Raw genomic sequence first — 20195 nt, 5'->3', positions numbered from 1 at the left:
ACGCCTTCCTGTTTTCAATGAAATCCTTTTCCGCATCGTTGCATCCTGCTTTTTGTCTGGACATTCATACAGTGCGCCTCTACCTTTTGCCGTAGTTAAGATTGCGCAGGAGAAACCGCGTGGATGCGACCCTCACTTACAGCGTTTGTCTTGGTCTGGCGGGTTTACTGGCCGGCTGGATCATTGCCTGGTTCATGAACCAACAGCAGTTGGCCAGACAGGAAACGGCACGCCAGCTGCTGATGCAGTCGGCCGAACAGCTCCAGCAGGAGCGAGACCGCTTACTCCACCAGCTGGCCACGGAGCAGCAGTCACAAAAGCAAAATGAGCTTGAGCTGCGACAGCTGCATGGGGCGCTTTCAGCCGCGCAGGAAAAGCTTCACCACCTCGACCACTGGCGCAGCGAAACGGAACAGCTGACGCGTGAACTCCGTAATCAGCTGGAGATCAACAGCGCCCAGGAAGCTGAGCTGCGAGAAGTCACTATCCGCCTTGAAGAGACCCGGATGGCTGCGGAGGAGAAGCAGCGTCTGTTGGTGAACAGCGAGCAGCGGCTCAATACGCAGTTCGAAAATCTTGCTAACCGCATTTTTGAAAACAGCAACCGACGCGTTGATGAGCAAAATCGTCAAAGCCTGCATGGACTTATCGCACCGCTGCGTGAACAGCTGGACGGTTTTCGTCGGCAGGTGCAGGACGGTTTCGGCCAGGAAGCACGTGAACGGCATACGCTTTCCCATGAAATCCGCAATCTGCAACAGCTTAATGCGCAGATGGCGCAGGAGGCCATTAACCTCACCAAAGCGCTGAAGGGCGATAACAAGATGCAGGGTAACTGGGGCGAAGTTGTTCTCAGTCGCGTACTGGAAGCATCCGGCCTGCGTGAAGGGCATGAATATGAAACGCAGGTCAATATTCAGCTGGAACAACAGGGTCGTATGCAGCCCGATGTCATCGTGCGTCTGCCTCAGGGCAAAGACGTGGTGATCGATGCCAAGATGACGTTGGTAGCCTACGAGCGCTACTTCAATGCGGAAGATGAAGCGACGCGGGAAGCCGCCGTTAGCGAACACATTGCCGCAGTGCGAGGCCATCTTCGTCTGCTAAGCCGAAAAGATTATCAACAATTGCCCGGTTTACGCTCGCTGGATTATGTGTTGATGTTTATTCCCGTCGAACCCGCATTTTTGGTCGCCATTGATCGTCAGCCAGAGCTGATCAACGAGGCGCTAAACCAGAATATTATGTTAGTCAGCCCAACCACACTGCTGGTGGCACTGCGAACCATTAACAATCTCTGGCGCTATGAGCATCAAAGCCGCCATGCTCAGCGCATTGCCGATCGAGCCGCAAAGCTGTACGACAAAATGCGGCTGTTTGTCGATGATATGTCGGCGATGGGGCAAAGCCTGGATAAAGCGCAGGACAGCTACCGTCAGGCAATGAAAAAGCTGGCGGAAGGGCGGGGTAATCTGATTGCGCAGACCGAAAGCTTCCGGCAGCTCGGGGTGGAAGTGAAGCGGCCGATTAACCCCCGGCTGGTTGAACAGGCGATGCCGGAAGAAGCGGAAGCATCCGATTCTGAGGATAACGAGGATTTGCCGTTCTTTGGCTCAGACAGAGATGACAGCGCAGCGCGCGTTAACGAATAACCCGCAAGGCAGTGCCTGGCCTGCGGGACTCTGATACACTTGGCAGATAATTGATTGCAGAGCAGGCAAAACAAATGGCAGATGAATCAAAGGACACCACCCACTTCGGCTTTCGTACGGTAGCGAAAAGCGACAAGGCTGAGATGGTCGCTGATGTTTTCCATTCCGTTGCGGCCAAGTATGACCTGATGAACGATTTAATGTCGTTCGGCATCCACCGTATCTGGAAGCGTTTTACTATCGATTGCAGCGGCGTACGTCGCGGACAACGTGTGCTGGACCTGGCTGGCGGAACCGGCGATCTCACCGCTAAATTCTCCCGGCTCGTTGGTGAAACCGGTGAAGTCGTGCTGGCCGATATCAACAGCTCTATGCTGAAAGTCGGACGCGAAAAGCTGCGCAATAACGGCATTATTGGCAATGTGAGCTACGTTCAGGCCAATGCTGAAGCGCTGCCGTTCCCGGACAATCATTTTGACTGTATCACCATCGCTTTTGGTCTGCGTAACGTGACCGAAAAAGAGAAGGCGCTGGCCTCAATGTTCCGCGTTCTGAAGCCAGGCGGACGCCTGCTGGTGCTGGAGTTTTCCAGGCCGCTTCTGGAACCGCTGAATAAAGCTTATGACGCTTACTCGTTCCATATCCTGCCGCGTATTGGCGAGCTGGTTGCTAAAGATTCCGAAAGTTATCGCTACCTGGCTGAATCCATTCGCATGCATCCCGATCAGGATACGCTTAAGCAGATGATGGATGACGTCGGTTTCGAGAACACCACCTATCATAATCTCACCGGTGGCATCGTCGCATTGCACCGCGGATTCAAGTTTTAAACAGGATAGCGAATGACTTTAACGCCGCTGTTAACCGCGGGGCTGGAAACAGCACTCAACCAGGTTCTATATCGCGATCGCGGGCTGAAAGCGGCGCGTCAGCGCCTGAATGGTAAAACCCTGGCGATTGAGCTGTCTGAACTAAAGCAGCCGCTGGTGTTTATCTTCAGCGAAAAACAGGTCGACGTGCTGGGCACCTGGAGCGATACCCCGGATTGTACGGTGAAAACCCGTTTAGCTACGCTGCGCAAGCTACGCGATCGTCAGCAACTGACCAGCTTGATCCGTAGCGGTGAACTGGAGGTGGAAGGCGATTTGCAGGTAGTCCAGCAGTTTTCTGCGCTGATCGATCTGGCTGAACTCGATCCTGCTGAATACCTCGCGCCCTGGATCGGCGATATTGCCGCTCAGGGTATCAGCCAGTTCGCCCGCCGGGGATTGCAGCTTGTGCGCGGTGATGTTGAACGTAAGCAGAGCTATCTGAGCCAGGCGCTCACGGAAGAGTGGCGCCTGGCACCCGGCAACCTTGAACTGGCCTGGTTTGCTGAAGAAGTGGACGCGACCTGTCGTGAGCTGTCTGAACTTGAAACCCGCCTCAACAAGCTGGAGGGCAAATGACCCTCGGAGAAATACGTCGTCTCTATTTTATTATCCGCATTTTCCTCAATTACGGTCTCGATGAACTGATCCCTAAAACCCGGCTGGCATTGCCGTTGCGGTTGTGGCGTAAGAGCCTGTTCTGGATGCCAAACCTGCACACTTCGCAGGCACTGGGCGAACGTCTGCGTCTGGCGCTGGAGCAGCTCGGCCCGGTGTGGATCAAATTTGGCCAGATGATGTCCACACGTCGCGATCTGTTTCCGCCGCATATTGCCGATCAGCTGGCTATGTTGCAGGACAAAGTCGCGCCGTTTGATGGCGTCCTGGCCAAACAGCAAATTGAGCTGTCGCTGGGTTGCCCGGTTGAAACTCACTTTGACGACTTTATGATCACGCCGTTGGCGTCCGCCTCAATTGCGCAGGTACATACCGCGACGCTAAGAGAAACGGGCAAAAAAGTGGTCATTAAGGTTATCCGCCCGGATATCCTGCCGGTCATCAAAGCGGATATGAAACTGATTAATCGCATGGCGCGGTGGGTGCCTCGCTTGCTGCCTGACGGGCGGCGTCTGCGTCCACAGGAAGTGGTTGCCGATTATGAAAAAACGCTGATTGACGAACTGAACCTGCTGCGTGAAGCGGCGAACGCCATTCAGCTGCGCCGCAATTTCGACAGCAGCAAAATGCTTTACGTACCGGAAATCTACTCGGACTATTGCAGTGAAACAATGCTGGTCATGGAACGTATCTACGGCATACCCATTTCAGACGTTGTTCAGCTGGAACAGCATGGCGTAAACATGAAGCTGCTGGCTGAACGTGGCGTGCAGGTGTTCTTCACTCAGGTCTTCCGCGACAGCTTTTTCCATGCCGATATGCATCCCGGCAATATCTTCGTCAGCTATGACCACCCGGAAGATCCGCAATATATCGGTATCGACTGCGGTATTGTGGGATCGCTGAACAAAGAAGATAAGCGCTATCTTGCTGAAAACTTTATTGCTTTCTTCAACCGCGACTATCGTAAGGTTGCCGAGCTGCACGTGGATTCAGGCTGGGTGCCGCTGGATACTAACGTCGAAGATTTTGAATTTGCGATTCGCACCGTTTGCGAACCGATCTTCGAAAAACCGCTGGCGGAGATCTCTTTTGGTCATGTGCTGCTGAATCTCTTCAATACGGCTCGTCGCTTCAATATGGAAGTGCAGCCGCAGCTGGTTTTGCTACAGAAAACCTTGCTGTATGTTGAAGGGGTCGGACGACAGCTTTATCCGCAGCTGGATTTGTGGAAAACCGCTAAGCCGTTCCTGGAAGACTGGATTAAGGATCAGATTGGTATTCCGGCCATCGTGCGTGCACTGAAAGAAAAAGCGCCGTACTGGGCGGAGAAATTGCCGGAACTGCCCGAGCTGTTTTATGACAGTCTCAAGCAGCACAAGCATCTGCAACACAGTGTCGACAGGCTGGCTAACGATCTGAAAGGCGAACGTGTCCGGCAGCATCAGTCGCGTTACCTGTTTGGTATTGGCGCCACGCTGCTGTTGAGCGGCACGGCAATCTTGTTGACCAGACCTGAATGGGATTTGTTGTCTGCGGCGATGATTGCTGGCGGTATTGTAGGCTGGCTGATCGGGTGGCGAAAAACGGGCTGATTGTCATAAAAGGTAAACAGGCGCTGGCGAGGGCTTGAGCATCGTCAGCGTGGTTTAAGCTGTTATATACTGCGGTGCTCTTACAACTAACATTCAGAGGCAAAAACATGGGCGGTATCAGTATCTGGCAATTGTTAATTATTGCCGTAATCGTTGTTCTCCTCTTCGGTACCAATAAGTTACGTGGTCTGGGTTCCGACCTCGGCTCATCAATAAAAGGCTTTAAAAAGGCCATGAGCGATGACGACGAGAAAGAAAAAAATCATGCTAATGATGCTGATTTCAATGCCAGAGTGGCGGACAAACAGCAGACAGAAGCGAAAAAAGAAGACGTTAAGAACGACAAGGTATAAACCGTGTTCGACATAGGCTTTAGTGAACTGATATTGGTGTTCGTTATCGGACTGGTCGTGCTGGGCCCTCAGCGTTTACCTGTGGCGGTAAGAACCGTAGTCGGCTGGATCCGCGCTTTGCGTGCGCTTGCCAGTAACGTGCAAAACGAACTGGCTCAGGAACTTAAGCTACAGGAGCTGCAGGACAGCCTGAAGAAAGTGGAAGAGGCGAGCAAAAATAGCCTTTCTCCCGAGCTGAAAGCGTCCATGGAAGAGCTCAGGCAGTCGGCAGAATCGATGAAACGCTCCTATCTGGGCGATCATGAGAAAGCCGATGACGAAGCGAATACCATTCATAATCCGATAGTAAAAAACCCTGAAGACTCTCATGAGGGCGTAACGCCATCTGAGGCCGACCATCAGGCCAGTGCTCCTGTGCAGGCGCCGACAACTTCTGAGCAGGCCCAGACCCCTGAGGCAGCGACCCCTGCGTCAGACCAGAGCCCGCAGGCTACAAGCAAGCCGGTGGTACATGTCTCTGAGGCAGCCAGCGCGCCGGCTCAGAAACCTGCGGCGTCGGCTGTGGTTAAAGCGGACGAGGCAACGAGAGGCGAAGCGGCAGTTCTGTCCAGCCGAGCGCCTGTTTCTACTACTCAACCGAGCGATGAACGTTAAACATGGCTGTTGAAGATACCCAACCGCTTATCAGTCATCTGATTGAACTGCGTAAGCGTTTGCTGAACTGTATTATTGCTGTCGTCGCCATTTTTTTGTGTTTGGCTTACTTCTCTAATGACATCTACCAGCTGGTCTCAGCGCCGCTAATCAAACAGATGCCTGCGGGTGCCAGCATGATTGCGACCGATGTGGCCTCGCCCTTTTTCGCGCCCATTAAGCTGACGATGATTGTCTCGGTGTTCCTTGCCGTGCCGGTGATCCTTCACCAGGTGTGGGCTTTTATTGCGCCTGCGCTGTACCGTCATGAACGCAGGCTGGTGGTGCCGCTGCTCTTTTCCAGTTCATTCCTATTCTATGTAGGGATGGCTTTCGCCTACTTTGTTGTCTTTCCGTTGGCCTTTGGCTTTTTTGCCAAGACGGCGCCGCAGGGCGTACAGATCGCTACTGACATCAACAACTATCTTGATTTCGTGATGGCGTTGTTTATGGCGTTTGGTGTCTGTTTTGAAGTGCCGATTGCCATTGTGTTGCTGTGCTGGACCGGTGTGACAACACCCGAAGAGCTGAAGAAGAAACGTCCCTATGTGTTGGTAGGCGCTTTTGTGGTGGGCATGCTCCTGACGCCACCCGACGTCTTATCTCAGACGCTTCTGGCAATCCCGATGTACTGCCTGTTTGAAGTGGGGATGTACTTCTCTCGCTTTTACGTCGGCAAACGTCGCGAGGACAACGAACCGGAAGATGCTGGCTCAGAATAGCGATATCTGTGCTCTGCCTGGATTTTTAAATAACCGCCCGAAAGGGCGGTTACTGTTTGGAAAACACTATGTTTGATATTGGGGTTAACCTGACCAGCACGCAGTTCGCAAAAGATCGCGACCAGGTCGTTAAACGTGCGATTGACTCAGGCGTGACCGGCTTGCTGATTACCGGCACTAATGCGCTGGAAAGCCAGCAGGCACGCAGCCTGGCCGCGCGTCGCCCCGGCTATTGCTGGTCGACCGCGGGCGTCCATCCTCATCATGCCAGCGAATGGTCCCGGGAAACGGCATCAACGCTGAAACGACTGGCTGCAAGCCCGGAAGTGGTGGCGATTGGTGAGTGTGGCCTGGACTTTAATCGTAACATCAGCGAACCGGAGCAGCAGGCTTATGCCTTTAATGCACAGCTTGAACTGGCTGCTGAGCTGAATTTGCCGGTCTTTCTTCATTGCCGCGATGCCCATGAACGGTTTATGGCCATCCTGACGCCATGGCTGCCAAAACTGCCCGGCGCGGTCGTACACTGCTTTACCGGCACCAGGTCAGAACTGGAAGCTTGCCTGGCGGCCGGGCTTTACGTTGGAATAACAGGCTGGGTATGCGATGAGCGTCGCGGAACAGAACTGCGTGAGCTGATGCCGTTGATACCACAAAACCGCTTGCTGTTGGAAACGGATGCGCCTTATCTGCTGCCGCGTGATATGCGGCCCAGACCCGCCACGCGCCGTAACGAGCCATGCTTTTTACCGCACATTGTTGAACAGGTAGCCGTGTTACGCGGTGAAGAGATGACGGCATTAGGGCAGCAGTGCGACCGCAACGCCCGTGAGCTGTTCCGCCTGGCTAATCAGGCTGGATAAGGTCAATGCCAGCAGACGAAGCGGAACTGTCAGAGCTTCTGAAATTGCTTGTTGTCCATACTGCGAACGATTTGTTTATTCAGCAGATTCAGCAGCAGCATTGAGCGCGCTTCGCCATCCGGCTCGGTAAAGATCGCTTTCAACCCTTCAAACGCGCCTGCGGTGATCAATACTCTGTCGCCTGGCTGAGGAAGCTCGGGATCGGGCAGCGTTTCAATGGGTTGGGTCTGTAACGCTACGATCACATCCTGCGGCACAGTAGCAGGCAGGCTGCCAAAGCGAACGAAATGGCTGACGCCGCGCGTTGCGCTAATCGTTGTGGTGTGAATCGCTTCCGGATCGAATTCAATAAACAGATAATTCGGAAACAGCGGTTCGTTCACCTGGGTTCGCTTGCCGCGCACCAATTTCTCTAAGGCAATCATGGGGCTGAGGCAATGCACCGCCTGACGCTCAAGGTGTTCTTTCGCGCGAAGCATCTGACCACGTTTGCAATAAAGTAAATACCAGGATTCCATAACGTCACTTTGCAATTACAGGGGCGCTAAGAATAACAAAATTGCCGGGAGAGTTATAGCGACAAGCGGGCCAGTCAGGGGCTAATGATGCATTTCCGTAACAGGAAGTATTAAGATGATGCGCTTATTTACTGTAGTAATGATCGGATCGATATCGCGCCTTTCTTCCCGAATGCGTTTCTGAATCTGTTTTGTTTTCCTGATGCGTCCCGCATCCTGCCGCGAAAAACTAAGCAACATGCCTTAATCCTCCCTATAATGGCCGATTCACTGACCGTATTGATGAGAAGTCATGAAATACCACGACTTACGCGACTTCCTTTCTCTGCTGGAGCAGCGCGGGGAATTAAAACGCATTACGCAAGAGATCGATCCCGATCTGGAAATGACTGAAATCGCTGACCGCACCCTGCGGGCTGGCGGGCCGGCGTTGTTATTCGAAAATCCTAAGGGATACAGCATGCCGGTTCTGTGCAATCTGTTCGGTACGCCGGACCGCGTTGCACTGGGCATGGGACAGGAAGATGTCACCGCGTTACGTGACGTAGGCCGGCTGCTTGCTTTCCTGAAAGAACCCGAACCGCCGCGTGGATTCCGGGACTTCTTCGATAAGATGCCGCAGTGGAAGCAGGTATTAAATATGCCGACGAAGCGCCTGCGGGATGCACCCTGTCAGCAACAAGTTTGGCAGGGGGAAGAGGTCGACCTGACCCGTATTCCGGTGATGAAATGCTGGCCGGAAGATGCCGCGCCGCTCATCACATGGGGCCTGACCGTCACCCGTGGCCCGCATAAAGAGCGGCAGAATCTGGGTATCTATCGCCAGCAGGTGATTGGTAAGAACAAGCTGATTATGCGCTGGCTTTCCCATCGCGGCGGCGCGCTGGATTTTCAGGAATGGACACAGCAGCATCCCGGCGAACGCTTCCCGGTCTCTGTTGCGCTTGGTGCCGACCCGGCGACTATTCTTGGTGCCGTTACGCCGGTTCCTGATACGCTTTCCGAATACGCGTTTGCTGGCCTGCTGCGCGGCACGAAATCGGAAGTCGTAAAGTGTATTTCTAACGATCTGGAAGTTCCCGCCAGCGCCGAAATCGTGCTTGAAGGTTATATTGAGGCAGGCGAGATGGCGCCCGAAGGGCCCTATGGCGACCACACCGGTTACTATAATGAAATAGACAATTTCCCGGTATTCACCGTGACGCATATTACGCAACGTCGCGATGCCATTTATCATTCAACTTATACGGGCCGTCCGCCGGACGAACCTGCCGTATTGGGTGTGGCGCTGAACGAAGTTTTTGTCCCGATTCTGCAAAAACAGTTCCCGGAAATCGTTGATTTTTATCTGCCGCCGGAAGGGTGTTCATATCGCCTTGCGGTTGTCACCATAAAAAAACAGTACGCCGGGCACGCGAAACGCGTAATGATGGGCGTCTGGTCTTTTCTGCGGCAGTTTATGTACACCAAATTTGTTATCGTCTGTGATGATGACGTTAACGCGCGCGACTGGAATGATGTGATCTGGGCCATTACCACCCGAATGGATCCGGCCCGGGACACGGTTCTGGTGGAAAACACGCCGATCGATTATCTGGACTTCGCGTCGCCAGTTTCTGGCCTGGGTTCAAAAATGGGGCTGGATGCGACCAATAAGTGGCCGGGGGAAACCCACCGTGAATGGGGCCGCCCGATTCGTAAAGATCCTGCCGTTACGGCCCGGATCGATGCGATCTGGGATGAACTAGGCATCTTCAGTGAGACGCCCACGCGCAAAACTGCGCCCGGCAAATAACCGACCCGACAGAGGGAACGCATGACAACGTTAAGCTGTAAAGTGATCTCGGTAGAGGCAATAACCGATACCGTTTACCGAGTCCGCATGGTGCCTGAAGCTGATTTCAGCTTCCGGGCCGGTCAGTATTTGATGGTAGTGATGGATGAGCGCGACAAGCGCCCGTTTTCGCTGGCCTCAACGCCGATGGAAAAAGACATTATCGAATTGCATATTGGCGCTTCGGAGCTGAACCTCTATGCGATGGCGGTAATGGAACGTATTCAGGAACAGCGTACCATCACCGTGGATATTCCTCATGGTGATGCGTGGCTGCGTGAAGAGAGCGATCGTCCTCTGGTACTGATCGCGGGCGGAACAGGCTTCTCCTATGCCCGCTCTATTCTGCTTACCGCGCTGTCACAGCAGCCCGATCGCGATATTGCGCTCTATTGGGGCGGCCGCGAGCTGAAGCACCTTTATGATATGGATGAGCTGGAAGCGCTGGCGGTGAAGCATCCTAACCTGAAAATTATTCCTGTTGTTGAGCAGCCGGAGCCGGGTTGGGAAGGGCGCAACGGTACGGTATTGACGGCCGTCATGAATGATTACGCCAGCCTGGGCGACCACGACATCTATATTGCCGGACGCTTTGAGATGGCAAAAATCGCCCGCGAGCGTTTCTGTGCCGAGCGTGGCGCGAAAGAAGATCACATGTTTGGCGATGCTTTTGCCTTCATCTGACAATCACTGGGGCAGAGTGCTGCCCCAGTTATCGCTTTGTGTTCGGACACTTCTCTCAGGCTCGTTCCAATATTGTCGCTATCCCTTGCCCCAGGCCAATGCACATCGTTGCCAGACCAAACTGGCTGTCGCGTCGCTCCATCAGATTTAATAAAGTCGTGGCGATCCTTGCGCCAGAGCAGCCCAGCGGGTGGCCGAGCGCTATCGCGCCGCCGTTCAGGTTTACTTTATTATCCAGCTCGTCCATCAGACCCAGTTCCTGAATACAGGGCAGAACCTGTGCAGCAAAAGCTTCGTTAAATTCAAATACGCCAATATCACTGACGTCCAGTCCGGCTTTCTTTAATGCCAGTTTTGACGCCGGAACAGGGCCGAACCCCATCGTTGAAGGATCGCAGCCCACCACCGCCATGGCTTTAATCCAGGCTCGAGGCTTTAATTCCAGCTCACGCGCGCGGGTTTCGCTCATCAGCAACATGGCCGCAGCGCCGTCTGACAGCGCCGAAGAACTGCCCGCTGTTACCGTACCGTTTACCGGGTCAAAAGCGGGCCGCAGGGCGGCAAGTGTAGAAACTGACGTTTCCGCGCGGATTACTTCATCTATCTCATAGCGTTTAAGTATGCCATCGGCATCATGGCCGCTGGTCGGTACGATTTCGCTGGCGAACTGACCGGCCAGGGTTGCAGCCCAGGCTCGCTGGTGCGAACGGGCGGCGAACTCGTCCTGCATCTCCCGACTAATTTGATACTTGCGCGCCAGCATTTCTGCGGTCAGTCCCATCATGCCGGCTGCTCTGGCGACGGTTTTCCCTAAGCCAGGATGAAAATCCACGCCGTGATTCATGGGTACATGCCCCATGTGTTCAACGCCGCCGATCAAACACGCGCCGGCATCGCCAACCATAATGGTACGTGCGGCGTCGTGCAGCGCCTGCATTGACGAACCGCAAAGACGGTTAACGGTGGTGGCCGGAACGTGGTGAGGAATTTCCGCCAACAAAGCGGCATTACGGGCAATGTTGAATCCCTGCTCAAGCGTTTGCTGGACACAGCCCCAGTAAATATCGTCAAGGCTTTCTTCCGGCAGTGCCGGATTACGGCTTAATAATGCACGCATCAGATGCGCAGAAAGATCTTCCGCACGAACGTGGCGAAAAGCGCCGTCTTTGGAACGACCCATTGGCGTGCGAACGGCATCAACAATGACAACTCTTTCCATTTTCTTTCCCTCACGCCGTTTTCAGGATGGCAGCACCGATCGGTTCTGCCTGTGGATACCAGCTTTCATCATGCTGCGCTTTTGCAGCCAGCAACGCAGGAACCTGGTAGAGTGCGCCCAGCGACTGGAAAGGTTCTGTCATATGCACAAACTGGCTGTTACCGAGCGTGTCCAGGTAACGGAATGCTCCACCGTGGAAAGGAGGAAAACCTAATCCATAAACCAGTGCCATATCCGCTTCTGCGGGTGATGCAATAATGTTTTCTGCAAGGCAGCGCACGACTTCATTGATCATCGGGATCATCATGCGCGCAATGATCTCTTCATCACGGAATTCGCGCTGCGGCTGGCAGACGCTTTTCAAGAGTTCATCGACCGCCGGATCGGCTTTTGGCAAAGATTTGCCTTTGCTGTCAGTTTCCCAGCGGTAAAAGCCGAACTGGTTTTTTTGCCCAAAGCGTTTTGCGTCGAACAGCACATCCACGGCGTCGCGGTATTCTTTTTTCATGCGCTGCGGAAAGCCTTCGGCCATTACGCTCTGAGCATGATGAGCGGTATCCATACCCACCACGTCCAGCAGCCGGGCCGGACCCATCGGCCAGCCAAAGCGTTTTTCCATGACGTTATCGATTTGTCGAAAATCCGCGCCATCCCTCAGCAGCAGGCTGAAGCCAGAAAAATAGGGGAACAGCACACGGTTAACAAAGAAGCCCGGACAGTCGTTGACGATAATTGGCGTTTTGCCCATTTTGCTGGCCCAGGCGACCACTTTTGCCAGCGTCGTGTCTGAGGTTTGTTCGCCGCGAACCACTTCAACCAGCGGCATCCGATGCACCGGATTGAAGAAGTGCATGCCACAAAAGTTTTCAGGATGCGTCAGCGATTTAGCGAGCTGGCTAATTGGGATGGTTGACGTATTGGAAGCCAGAATCGCGCCCGGTTGCAGATGATGTTCGGTCTCAGCCAGCACTGAGGCTTTCACATTGGCATTTTCCACCACGGCTTCTATAACGATATCGGCCCGGCCAAAACTCTCGTAGCTCAGCGTGGGCTGGATGGCGCCAAGAGTGGCAGCCAGCTTTATTCCATCAATTTTTCCGCGTTCAAGCTGTTTGTTCAGCAGCCTGGCGGCCTCTTTCATTCCCTGCTCCAGCGAGGCGGGGCTGATATCTTTCATGATCACCGGCACGCCTGTACTTGCCGACTGATAAGCGATACCGCCACCCATAATGCCAGCGCCGAGAACGGCAGCCTGTTTTGGCGTTTCCACATCACGCGTCAGCTTTTTGGCTTTGGCTTTAATTGCCTGATCGTTAAGGAAAATGCCAACCAGCGCACGGGCTTCATCAGAACGAGCCAGCGGCACGAATGCCGCGGTTTCCAGCTTCAGCGCATCATCGCGATGCATTGTCGCCGCGGCTGCGATTGTATTTACCGCCTTGAGCGGTGCCGGATAATGTTTTCCAGCCGTTTGCAGCACCACGCCTTTGGCGATAGTGAAACACATCGCGGCTTCTGTTTTGCTCAGTTTTAGCGGTTCAAGCTTTGGCTGGCGACGTTCGCGCCACGCCTGCTTACCGGCAATTGCCTCACGCAAAATGGCGATGGCCGCATTATGCAATTTATCGGCTGATACGACCGCATCGATAAGACCTACGGCCAGCGCTTTTTGCGCATCCAAATCTTTACCCGCCGCGATGATTTCCAATGCGCTATCGGCACCCAACAGACGCGGCAGGCGAACAGAGCCGCCAAAACCGGGCATAATGCCAAGTTTGGTTTCAGGCAGGCCAATGCGGGCATCCGGCGTGGCAATGCGGAAATCCGTAGCAAGCACGCATTCGCAGCCGCCGCCCAGTGCGTAGCCCTGAATGGCGGAAAGCGTGGGGACCGGTAAATCCTCAAGCCGGTTAAAAATACTGTTTGCAAAGCCCAGCCAGTGCGTCAGTTTTTCGGCAGGGGCCGTGAACAGTGACAAAAACTCTGTGATATCAGCACCGACAATAAATGCAGGTTTGCGGGAGCTCAGCAGCAGCGCTTTCAGCGATGGTTGCTGCTCCAGCACTGCAATCGCCTCACCGAGACTGGCGACGGTTCGGGTATCCAGCTTGTTGACCGAGCCGGGCGCGTCGAAAACGAGTTCCGCAATGCCATCGTCCAGCCAGTTCAAGGTCAGGGTCTCGCCTTGGTAGAGCATAATCATCTCCTGAAGCCATGCTAAGGGAATCTGGTCATACCAGATGATCGAGAGTGTGGAATTTATGTTAATTATTTGCAAACCAGACTTTGCTTATTTGCAGGCAAGATCACAGGCGTCGCAAAACCGCAGGCCGTGATAAGATGCGCTCACTTTGGTGATAACGTGGAGGCAGAATTATGGAATCGTTGGGCGCCCTTTATCAGGACCATATCAAGACATTACAGGCGCGGACACAACAGGTACTGGCACGCTTTGAACTGGATGCGATGCTGATCCACTCCGGGGAACTCTTGACGGTTTTCCTGGACGACCATGACTATCCGTTTAAGGTTAACCCGCAGTTTAAAGCTTGGGTGCCGGTGACCAGCGTGCCGAACTGCTGGCTGTGGGTGGATGGCGTCAACAAGCCTAAACTCTGGTTTTATTCACCTGTCGATTACTGGCATAACGTAGAACCGCTGCCGCAAAGTTTCTGGACGGATGAGATCGAGATTGTGGCGTTGAAAAACGCCGCCGAGATTGGACACCTGCTTCCTGCTCAACGGCAGAATGTTGCTTATATCGGACCCACGCCTGAACGTGCCTTGCAGCTTGGCATCAAAGCCGACCAGATCAACCCGAAAGGGGCCATTGATTTCCTGCATTATCATCGCTCATATAAGACGGATTACGAACTGTACTGCATGCGTGAAGCGCAAAAAACGGCGGTGATCGGTCATCGGGCGGCGAAAGAAGCCTTCCTTTCTGGCATGAGCGAATTTGATATCAACGTTGCGTATCTCAGCGCGACCGGACACCGCGATATTGATGTGCCTTACGGCAATATCATTGCCCTGAACGAGCATGCTGCTGTCCTGCACTACACTAAACTCGACCATTTGCCTCCTGAACAGTCACGCAGCTTCCTGATTGATGCGGGTACCGAATATAACGGTTACGCGGCAGACTTAACGCGAACGTATGCGGCGCATGGCGACAGTGAGTATGCTCAGCTCATTCGCGATATGAATGACGAGGAGCTGGCGCTGATAGCTACGCTGAAGGCGGGCGTACGTTACACCGAATATCATCAGCAAATGCATCAGCGTATTGCGAAGCTGCTGCTAAAACATCAACTGGTGAAAGGCCTCAGTGAAGAGGCCATGGTCGCGGAGAATCTGACCGGGCCGTTTATGCCGCATGGCGTGGGCCATCCTCTGGGATTACAGGTACATGATGTCGCTGGCTTTATGCAGGACGACAGCGGTACACATCTGGCTGCGCCACAGCAATATCCTTACCTGCGCTGCACGCGGATCCTGGAACCTCGTATGGTGGTGACTATCGAGCCGGGCATCTACTTTATTGAATCCCTGCTTGCACCATGGCGCGAAGGGAAGTTCAGCCCGCATTTCGACTGGGCACGAATTGATGCGTTGAAGCCTTACGGCGGGATTCGTATTGAAGACAACGTGATCATCCGTGAGCAGGGCGTGGAAAATATGACCCGGGATCTGAAGCTGGACTAATGGACGCTTACGACATCCCCGCCGGGCTTTTCAGCTTCAGCGAGGAAATTAAAAAAAGCCGCTTTATTACGCTGTTAGCGCATACTGATGGCGTTGAGGCGGCACGCGCTTTCGTTCAGCAGATCAAAAGTGAGCATCCTTCTGCCCGGCATCATTGCTGGGCTTGGGTGGCAGGCGCACCTGCGGATTCGCAACAGCTTGGATTTTCGGATGACGGCGAACCTTCCGGGACCGCAGGGAAACCGATGCTTGCTCAGCTAATGGGAAACAACATCGGCGAAATTACAGCCGTAGTCGTACGCTATTATGGCGGCATTCAGCTGGGGACCGGTGGGCTGGTTAAAGCCTATGGCGGTGGCGTGCAGCAGGCATTGAAAGGCTTGCCTCGCCAGCAGAAGGTGCCAATGCTGACGTTTACGCTCTCCGTGGACTATGCGCAGCTGGCTGAAATAGAAAGAATGGTTGCGCGTTTTCAGGGAGTTATGTTGAACAGCGAGTTCTTACAGTGCGTTTCGCTGACGCTGGCCTTACCGCATGCCCAGGTTGCTGGCTTTACGCAAAATCTTACGGATTTCAGCAGAGGGACGCTGCATCTGACCCCAGTCAGGTAGCTACTGATTAAACAGCGTTAATCCAGGCGTGACTCGCCGCAGGCAACATTTATCCCGTCGGGGAGAACGCATCAGGATCCCCGTCAAACATACATACTGTCAGGAAAGGAACGGCTGCATGCATTTTCGTGCCATTACCCGCATTGTGGGTTTACTGGTCATTTTGTTCTCGGGAACGATGATTGTTCCGGGGCTGGTGGCGTTGATCTACCGTGACGGCGCCGGGCGTGCCTTTACCCAGACCTTCTTTATGGCGCTGCTGATTGGCTCATTGCTGTGGTGGCCTAACCGCAAACAAAAAAGCGAGCTGAAACCCCGGGAAGGCTTTCTGATTGTCGTACTGTTCTGGACCGTTCTGGGCAGCGTAGGGGCCATGCCGTTTATCTTTGCTGAACATCCCAATCTTTCGGTGACAGACGCGTTTTTTGAATCTTTCTCCGGCCTGACGACCACGGGCGCCACGACGCTGGTGGGGCTGGACTCTTTACCAAAAGCCATTCTTTTCTACCGGCAAATGCTGCAATGGTTGGGCGGGATGGGGATCATCGTGCTGGCGGTGGCTATCCTGCCGATTCTGGGCGTTGGGGGTATGCAGCTTTATCGTGCGGAAATGCCGGGTCCATTAAAAGACAATAAGATGCGGCCACGTATCGCCGAAACGGCGAAAACCTTATGGCTCATCTACGTGCTGCTGACGGTCATATGCGCCATATCGCTCTGGCTGGCGGGTATGCCACTGTTCGATGCCATTGGTCATAGCTTTTCTACTATCGCTATTGGCGGATTCTCTACGCACGATGCCAGCATCGGCTTTTTCCATAGCTCGACAATCAATACTATTATTGCTGTCTTCCTGCTGATCTCCGGTTGTAACTATGGTCTGCATTTCACGCTGCTAAGCGGCCGTAATTTACGCGTTTACTGGCGCGATCCGGAATTCAGGATGTTTATCGGCGTACAGCTTACGCTGGTCGTCATCTGTACGCTGGTACTTTGGTTTCACAACGTTTATCAAAGTGGGATGCAGACACTTAACCAGGCGTTCTTCCAGGTAGTATCAATGGCGACCACCGCAGGTTTTACCACGGACAGCATTGCGCGTTGGCCACTCTTCCTGCCGGTACTGCTCCTTTGTTCGGCTTTTATTGGGGGTTGTGCAGGGTCGACCGGTGGCGGACTGAAGGTAATCCGTATCTTGCTGCTGTTCAAACAGGGCTCGCGCGAATTGAAGCGCCTGGTGCATCCTAATGCCGTCTATACCATAAAGCTGGGGCAGCGAGCGTTACCGGAACGTATCCTCGAAGCCGTATGGGGATTCTTCTCCGCTTATGCGTTGGTATTCCTGCTAAGCATGCTGGCAATCATTGCAACGGGCGTGGATGACTTTTCTGCCTTTGCCGCAGTGGCGGCGACATTAAATAATCTGGGCCCAGGGCTGGGCGTAGTAGCGGACAACTTCACTACTATGAATGATACGGCGAAATGGATTTTGATCCTGACCATGTTGTTTGGTCGCCTTGAGGTCTTTACGCTGTTAGTCCTGTTTACGCCAACTTTTTGGCGCGAATAACTTAGGTTGAATGTTATATGAAAGCGTTAATCCTTTATTCCAGCCGCGATGGGCAAACTCGCGAAATCGCCTCTTATATAGCGAACAAGCTGAAAGAGCAGCAGGAGTGCGATGTAATGAACATCCTGCATGCTGATGCTGTTGACTGGACTAAGTACGATCGCGTGTTGATAGGCGCCTCAATTCGCTATGGTCACTTCCATCCAAAGGTGGAGAAATTTGTAAAACAGCATCTTAATGAACTCAGTAAGCGACCTTCGGGATTCTTCTCGGTTAACCTTACTGCCCGAAAACCAGAAAAACGCACGCCGCAGACCAATGCCTATACACGTAAGTTCCTGCTGGCTTCGCCATGGCAGCCAGAATGCTGCGCTGTCTTTGCCGGAGCGCTGCGTTATCCACGTTACGGCTTCTTCGATCGCATTATGATTCAGCTTATTATGCGTATGACCGGCGGCGAGACCGATGCCAGTAAAGAAGTTGAGTATACGGATTGGGAACAGGTGGGTCGTTTTACCCATGAATTTGCTGCATTATCAGGCAAAGTGTAGGCAAAAGAGCCGCTTTGTTGAAAAAAGAGGCTGTCAGTCATTTATTTGTAATAAACACTTGTCAGCCGGCGAGAACTCCCTATAATGCGCAACCACTGAGAGGGCACAACGGCTTACAGCCCGCCGGTTCAGGAGGTTCAGGAAGCTGAATCGCCGGAGAAAAACTTCCCAAAAAGAAGTTGACTCTGAAGGAGGAAAGCGTAATATACGCCACCTCGCGACAGGAAGCGAAAGCACTGCTCGCAACGCTCTTTAACAATTTATCAGACAATCTGTGTGGGCACTCGCAGGATTGATATCAGACACCTTCGGGTGTCAAAAAATATCAAGTCTTAAGAGTGAACACATAATGAAAATTCATTATGACGTTTTACACTTGAGCATCGCTGCACTTGTTGCAGCAAATCGAACTTTTAATTGAAGAGTTTGATCATGGCTCAGATTGAACGCTGGCGGCAGGCCTAACACATGCAAGTCGAACGGTAGCACAGAGAGCTTGCTCTTGGGTGACGAGTGGCGGACGGGTGAGTAATGTCTGGGGATCTGCCTGACAGAGGGGGATAACTACTGGAAACGGTAGCTAATACCGCATAACCTCGCAAGAGCAAAGAGGGGGACCTTCGGGCCTCTCGCTGTCAGATGAACCCAGATGGGATTAGCTAGTAGGTGGGGTAATGGCTCACCTAGGCGACGATCCCTAGCTGGTCTGAGAGGATGACCAGCCACACTGGAACTGAGACACGGTCCAGACTCCTACGGGAGGCAGCAGTGGGGAATATTGCACAATGGGCGCAAGCCTGATGCAGCCATGCCGCGTGTATGAAGAAGGCCTTCGGGTTGTAAAGTACTTTCAGCGGGGAGGAAGGTGTTGAGGTTAATAACCTCAGCAATTGACGTTACCCGCAGAAGAAGCACCGGCTAACTCCGTGCCAGCAGCCGCGGTAATACGGAGGGTGCAAGCGTTAATCGGAATTACTGGGCGTAAAGCGCACGCAGGCGGTCTGTCAAGTCAGATGTGAAATCCCCGGGCTTAACCTGGGAACTGCATTTGAAACTGGCAGGCTAGAGTCTTGTAGAGGGGGGTAGAATTCCAGGTGTAGCGGTGAAATGCGTAGAGATCTGGAGGAATACCGGTGGCGAAGGCGGCCCCCTGGACAAAGACTGACGCTCAGGTGCGAAAGCGTGGGGAGCAAACAGGATTAGATACCCTGGTAGTCCACGCCGTAAACGATGTCGACTTGGAGGTTGTTCCCTTGAGGAGTGGCTTCCGGAGCTAACGCGTTAAGTCGACCGCCTGGGGAGTACGGCCGCAAGGTTAAAACTCAAATGAATTGACGGGGGCCCGCACAAGCGGTGGAGCATGTGGTTTAATTCGATGCAACGCGAAGAACCTTACCTACTCTTGACATCCACGGAATTTGGCAGAGATGCCTTAGTGCCTTCGGGAACCGTGAGACAGGTGCTGCATGGCTGTCGTCAGCTCGTGTTGTGAAATGTTGGGTTAAGTCCCGCAACGAGCGCAACCCTTATCCTTTGTTGCCAGCACGTAATGGTGGGAACTCAAAGGAGACTGCCGGTGATAAACCGGAGGAAGGTGGGGATGACGTCAAGTCATCATGGCCCTTACGAGTAGGGCTACACACGTGCTACAATGGCGCATACAAAGAGAAGCGACCTCGCGAGAGCAAGCGGACCTCATAAAGTGCGTCGTAGTCCGGATCGGAGTCTGCAACTCGACTCCGTGAAGTCGGAATCGCTAGTAATCGTGGATCAGAATGCCACGGTGAATACGTTCCCGGGCCTTGTACACACCGCCCGTCACACCATGGGAGTGGGTTGCAAAAGAAGTAGGTAGCTTAACCTTCGGGAGGGCGCTTACCACTTTGTGATTCATGACTGGGGTGAAGTCGTAACAAGGTAACCGTAGGGGAACCTGCGGTTGGATCACCTCCTTACCTGAAGATACCTTCCCGCGCAGTGCTCACACAGATTGTCTGATAGAAACGTTAGAGCAAGACGGCTGCGAAGTCGTGACACTATCCGTGTCCCCTTCGTCTAGCGGTTAGGACTCCGCCCTTTCACGGCGGCAACAGGGGTTCGAATCCCCTAGGGGACGCCACTTGCTTGGTGACAGG

17 protein-coding genes, 1 tRNA gene and 1 rRNA gene are annotated in these 20195 nt (G+C 53.5%); 16 read left to right on the top strand and 3 right to left on the bottom strand.

The genetic code is table 11. The features are described from left to right. Nucleotides 1-119: 119 nt before the first annotated feature. From rmuC to tatD, 8 genes are all read left to right on the top strand, one after another. Entirely contained in the window at nucleotides 120-1652 is a 1533-nt protein-coding gene (rmuC, locus tag EHV07_RS22115; protein ID WP_371419656.1) for a DNA recombination protein RmuC, read from the top strand. A gap of 74 nt (nucleotides 1653-1726) precedes the next feature. After that, on the top strand, nucleotides 1727-2482 hold the full coding sequence (ubiE, locus tag EHV07_RS22110; protein ID WP_147200244.1) for a bifunctional demethylmenaquinone methyltransferase/2-methoxy-6-polyprenyl-1,4-benzoquinol methylase UbiE: 756 nt from the start codon (nucleotides 1727-1729) through the stop codon (nucleotides 2480-2482). A gap of 12 nt (nucleotides 2483-2494) precedes the next feature. Next, nucleotides 2495-3100, top strand: a complete 606-nt coding sequence (locus tag EHV07_RS22105) for an SCP2 domain-containing protein (protein WP_147200243.1) — start codon at nucleotides 2495-2497, stop codon at nucleotides 3098-3100. After that, nucleotides 3097-4734, top strand: a complete 1638-nt coding sequence (gene ubiB / locus EHV07_RS22100) for a ubiquinone biosynthesis regulatory protein kinase UbiB (RefSeq protein WP_147200242.1) — start codon at nucleotides 3097-3099, stop codon at nucleotides 4732-4734. The genes EHV07_RS22105 and ubiB overlap by 4 nt, the downstream gene beginning before the upstream one ends. A 107-nt stretch (nucleotides 4735-4841) precedes the next feature. Continuing rightward, nucleotides 4842-5087: a Sec-independent protein translocase subunit TatA gene (tatA, locus tag EHV07_RS22095; protein WP_147200241.1), complete on the top strand. Its 246-nt coding sequence runs from the start codon at nucleotides 4842-4844 to the stop codon at nucleotides 5085-5087. Nucleotides 5088-5090: 3 nt separating this feature from the next. Beyond that, the gene (tatB, locus tag EHV07_RS22090) at nucleotides 5091-5741 is read left to right on the top strand and encodes a Sec-independent protein translocase protein TatB (protein ID WP_147200240.1); all 651 of its coding nucleotides are present in this window, start codon (nucleotides 5091-5093) and stop codon (nucleotides 5739-5741) included. Between the two features lie 2 nt (nucleotides 5742-5743). After that, a complete protein-coding gene (tatC, locus tag EHV07_RS22085) occupies nucleotides 5744-6502 on the top strand; it encodes a Sec-independent protein translocase subunit TatC (protein WP_147200239.1) in 759 nt (252 codons plus the stop codon). 68 nt (nucleotides 6503-6570) lie between these two features. After that, on the top strand, nucleotides 6571-7365 hold the full coding sequence (tatD, locus tag EHV07_RS22080) for a 3'-5' ssDNA/RNA exonuclease TatD (RefSeq protein ID WP_147200238.1): 795 nt from the start codon (nucleotides 6571-6573) through the stop codon (nucleotides 7363-7365). Nucleotides 7366-7394: 29 nt separating this feature from the next. Here the strand turns inward: tatD and rfaH are convergent, their stop codons facing one another. Then, on the bottom strand, nucleotides 7395-7883 hold the full coding sequence (rfaH, locus tag EHV07_RS22075) for a transcription/translation regulatory transformer protein RfaH (protein WP_147200237.1): 489 nt from the start codon (nucleotides 7881-7883) through the stop codon (nucleotides 7395-7397). 292 nt (nucleotides 7884-8175) lie between these two features. On the opposite strand from rfaH, the gene ubiD reads away from it, so the two are divergent. Both ubiD and fre read left to right on the top strand, forming a co-directional pair. After that, a complete protein-coding gene (ubiD, locus tag EHV07_RS22070) occupies nucleotides 8176-9678 on the top strand; it encodes a 4-hydroxy-3-polyprenylbenzoate decarboxylase (protein WP_147200236.1) in 1503 nt (500 codons plus the stop codon). Between the two features lie 21 nt (nucleotides 9679-9699). After that, complete coding sequence (gene fre / locus EHV07_RS22065; RefSeq protein WP_147200235.1) at nucleotides 9700-10401, top strand: NAD(P)H-flavin reductase; 702 nt, start codon at nucleotides 9700-9702, stop codon at nucleotides 10399-10401. A gap of 55 nt (nucleotides 10402-10456) precedes the next feature. Here fre and fadA read toward each other — a convergent pair whose 3' ends face one another. After that, nucleotides 10457-11620: an acetyl-CoA C-acyltransferase FadA gene (gene fadA, locus EHV07_RS22060; RefSeq protein WP_147200234.1), complete on the bottom strand. Its 1164-nt coding sequence runs from the start codon at nucleotides 11618-11620 to the stop codon at nucleotides 10457-10459. 10 nt (nucleotides 11621-11630) lie between these two features. Next, complete coding sequence (gene fadB / locus EHV07_RS22055; protein WP_147200233.1) at nucleotides 11631-13817, bottom strand: fatty acid oxidation complex subunit alpha FadB; 2187 nt, start codon at nucleotides 13815-13817, stop codon at nucleotides 11631-11633. A 179-nt stretch (nucleotides 13818-13996) separates the two neighbouring features. On the opposite strand from fadB, the gene pepQ reads away from it, so the two are divergent. The 6 genes from pepQ to EHV07_RS22025 all read left to right on the top strand — a co-directional run bounded on the left by pepQ (nucleotide 13997) and on the right by EHV07_RS22025 (nucleotide 20179). Further along, the gene (pepQ, locus tag EHV07_RS22050) at nucleotides 13997-15328 is read left to right on the top strand and encodes a Xaa-Pro dipeptidase (protein WP_147200232.1); all 1332 of its coding nucleotides are present in this window, start codon (nucleotides 13997-13999) and stop codon (nucleotides 15326-15328) included. Further along, nucleotides 15328-15939: an IMPACT family protein gene (locus tag EHV07_RS22045; protein WP_147200231.1), complete on the top strand. Its 612-nt coding sequence runs from the start codon at nucleotides 15328-15330 to the stop codon at nucleotides 15937-15939. The genes pepQ and EHV07_RS22045 overlap by 1 nt, the downstream gene beginning before the upstream one ends. Before the next feature lie 118 nt (nucleotides 15940-16057). Continuing rightward, nucleotides 16058-17509, top strand: coding sequence for a Trk system potassium transporter TrkH (trkH, locus tag EHV07_RS22040; RefSeq protein WP_147200230.1), 1452 nt, complete (start codon nucleotides 16058-16060; stop codon nucleotides 17507-17509). 17 nt (nucleotides 17510-17526) lie between these two features. Then, entirely contained in the window at nucleotides 17527-18060 is a 534-nt protein-coding gene (gene hemG, locus EHV07_RS22035) for a menaquinone-dependent protoporphyrinogen IX dehydrogenase (protein ID WP_147200229.1), read from the top strand. 414 nt (nucleotides 18061-18474) lie between these two features. Continuing rightward, a 16S ribosomal RNA gene (locus tag EHV07_RS22030) occupies nucleotides 18475-20015 on the top strand. A gap of 89 nt (nucleotides 20016-20104) precedes the next feature. Continuing rightward, a tRNA-Glu gene (locus EHV07_RS22025) sits at nucleotides 20105-20179 on the top strand. Nucleotides 20180-20195: the final 16 nt, after the last annotated feature.

Origin of the sequence: Pantoea sp. CCBC3-3-1 (assembly GCF_007981265.1) — a bacterium.
Classification (GTDB): domain Bacteria; phylum Pseudomonadota; class Gammaproteobacteria; order Enterobacterales; family Enterobacteriaceae; genus Erwinia.
The sequence above is the reverse complement of the archived record's forward strand: the minus strand, read 5'-3'. Positions and strand labels throughout refer to the sequence as shown.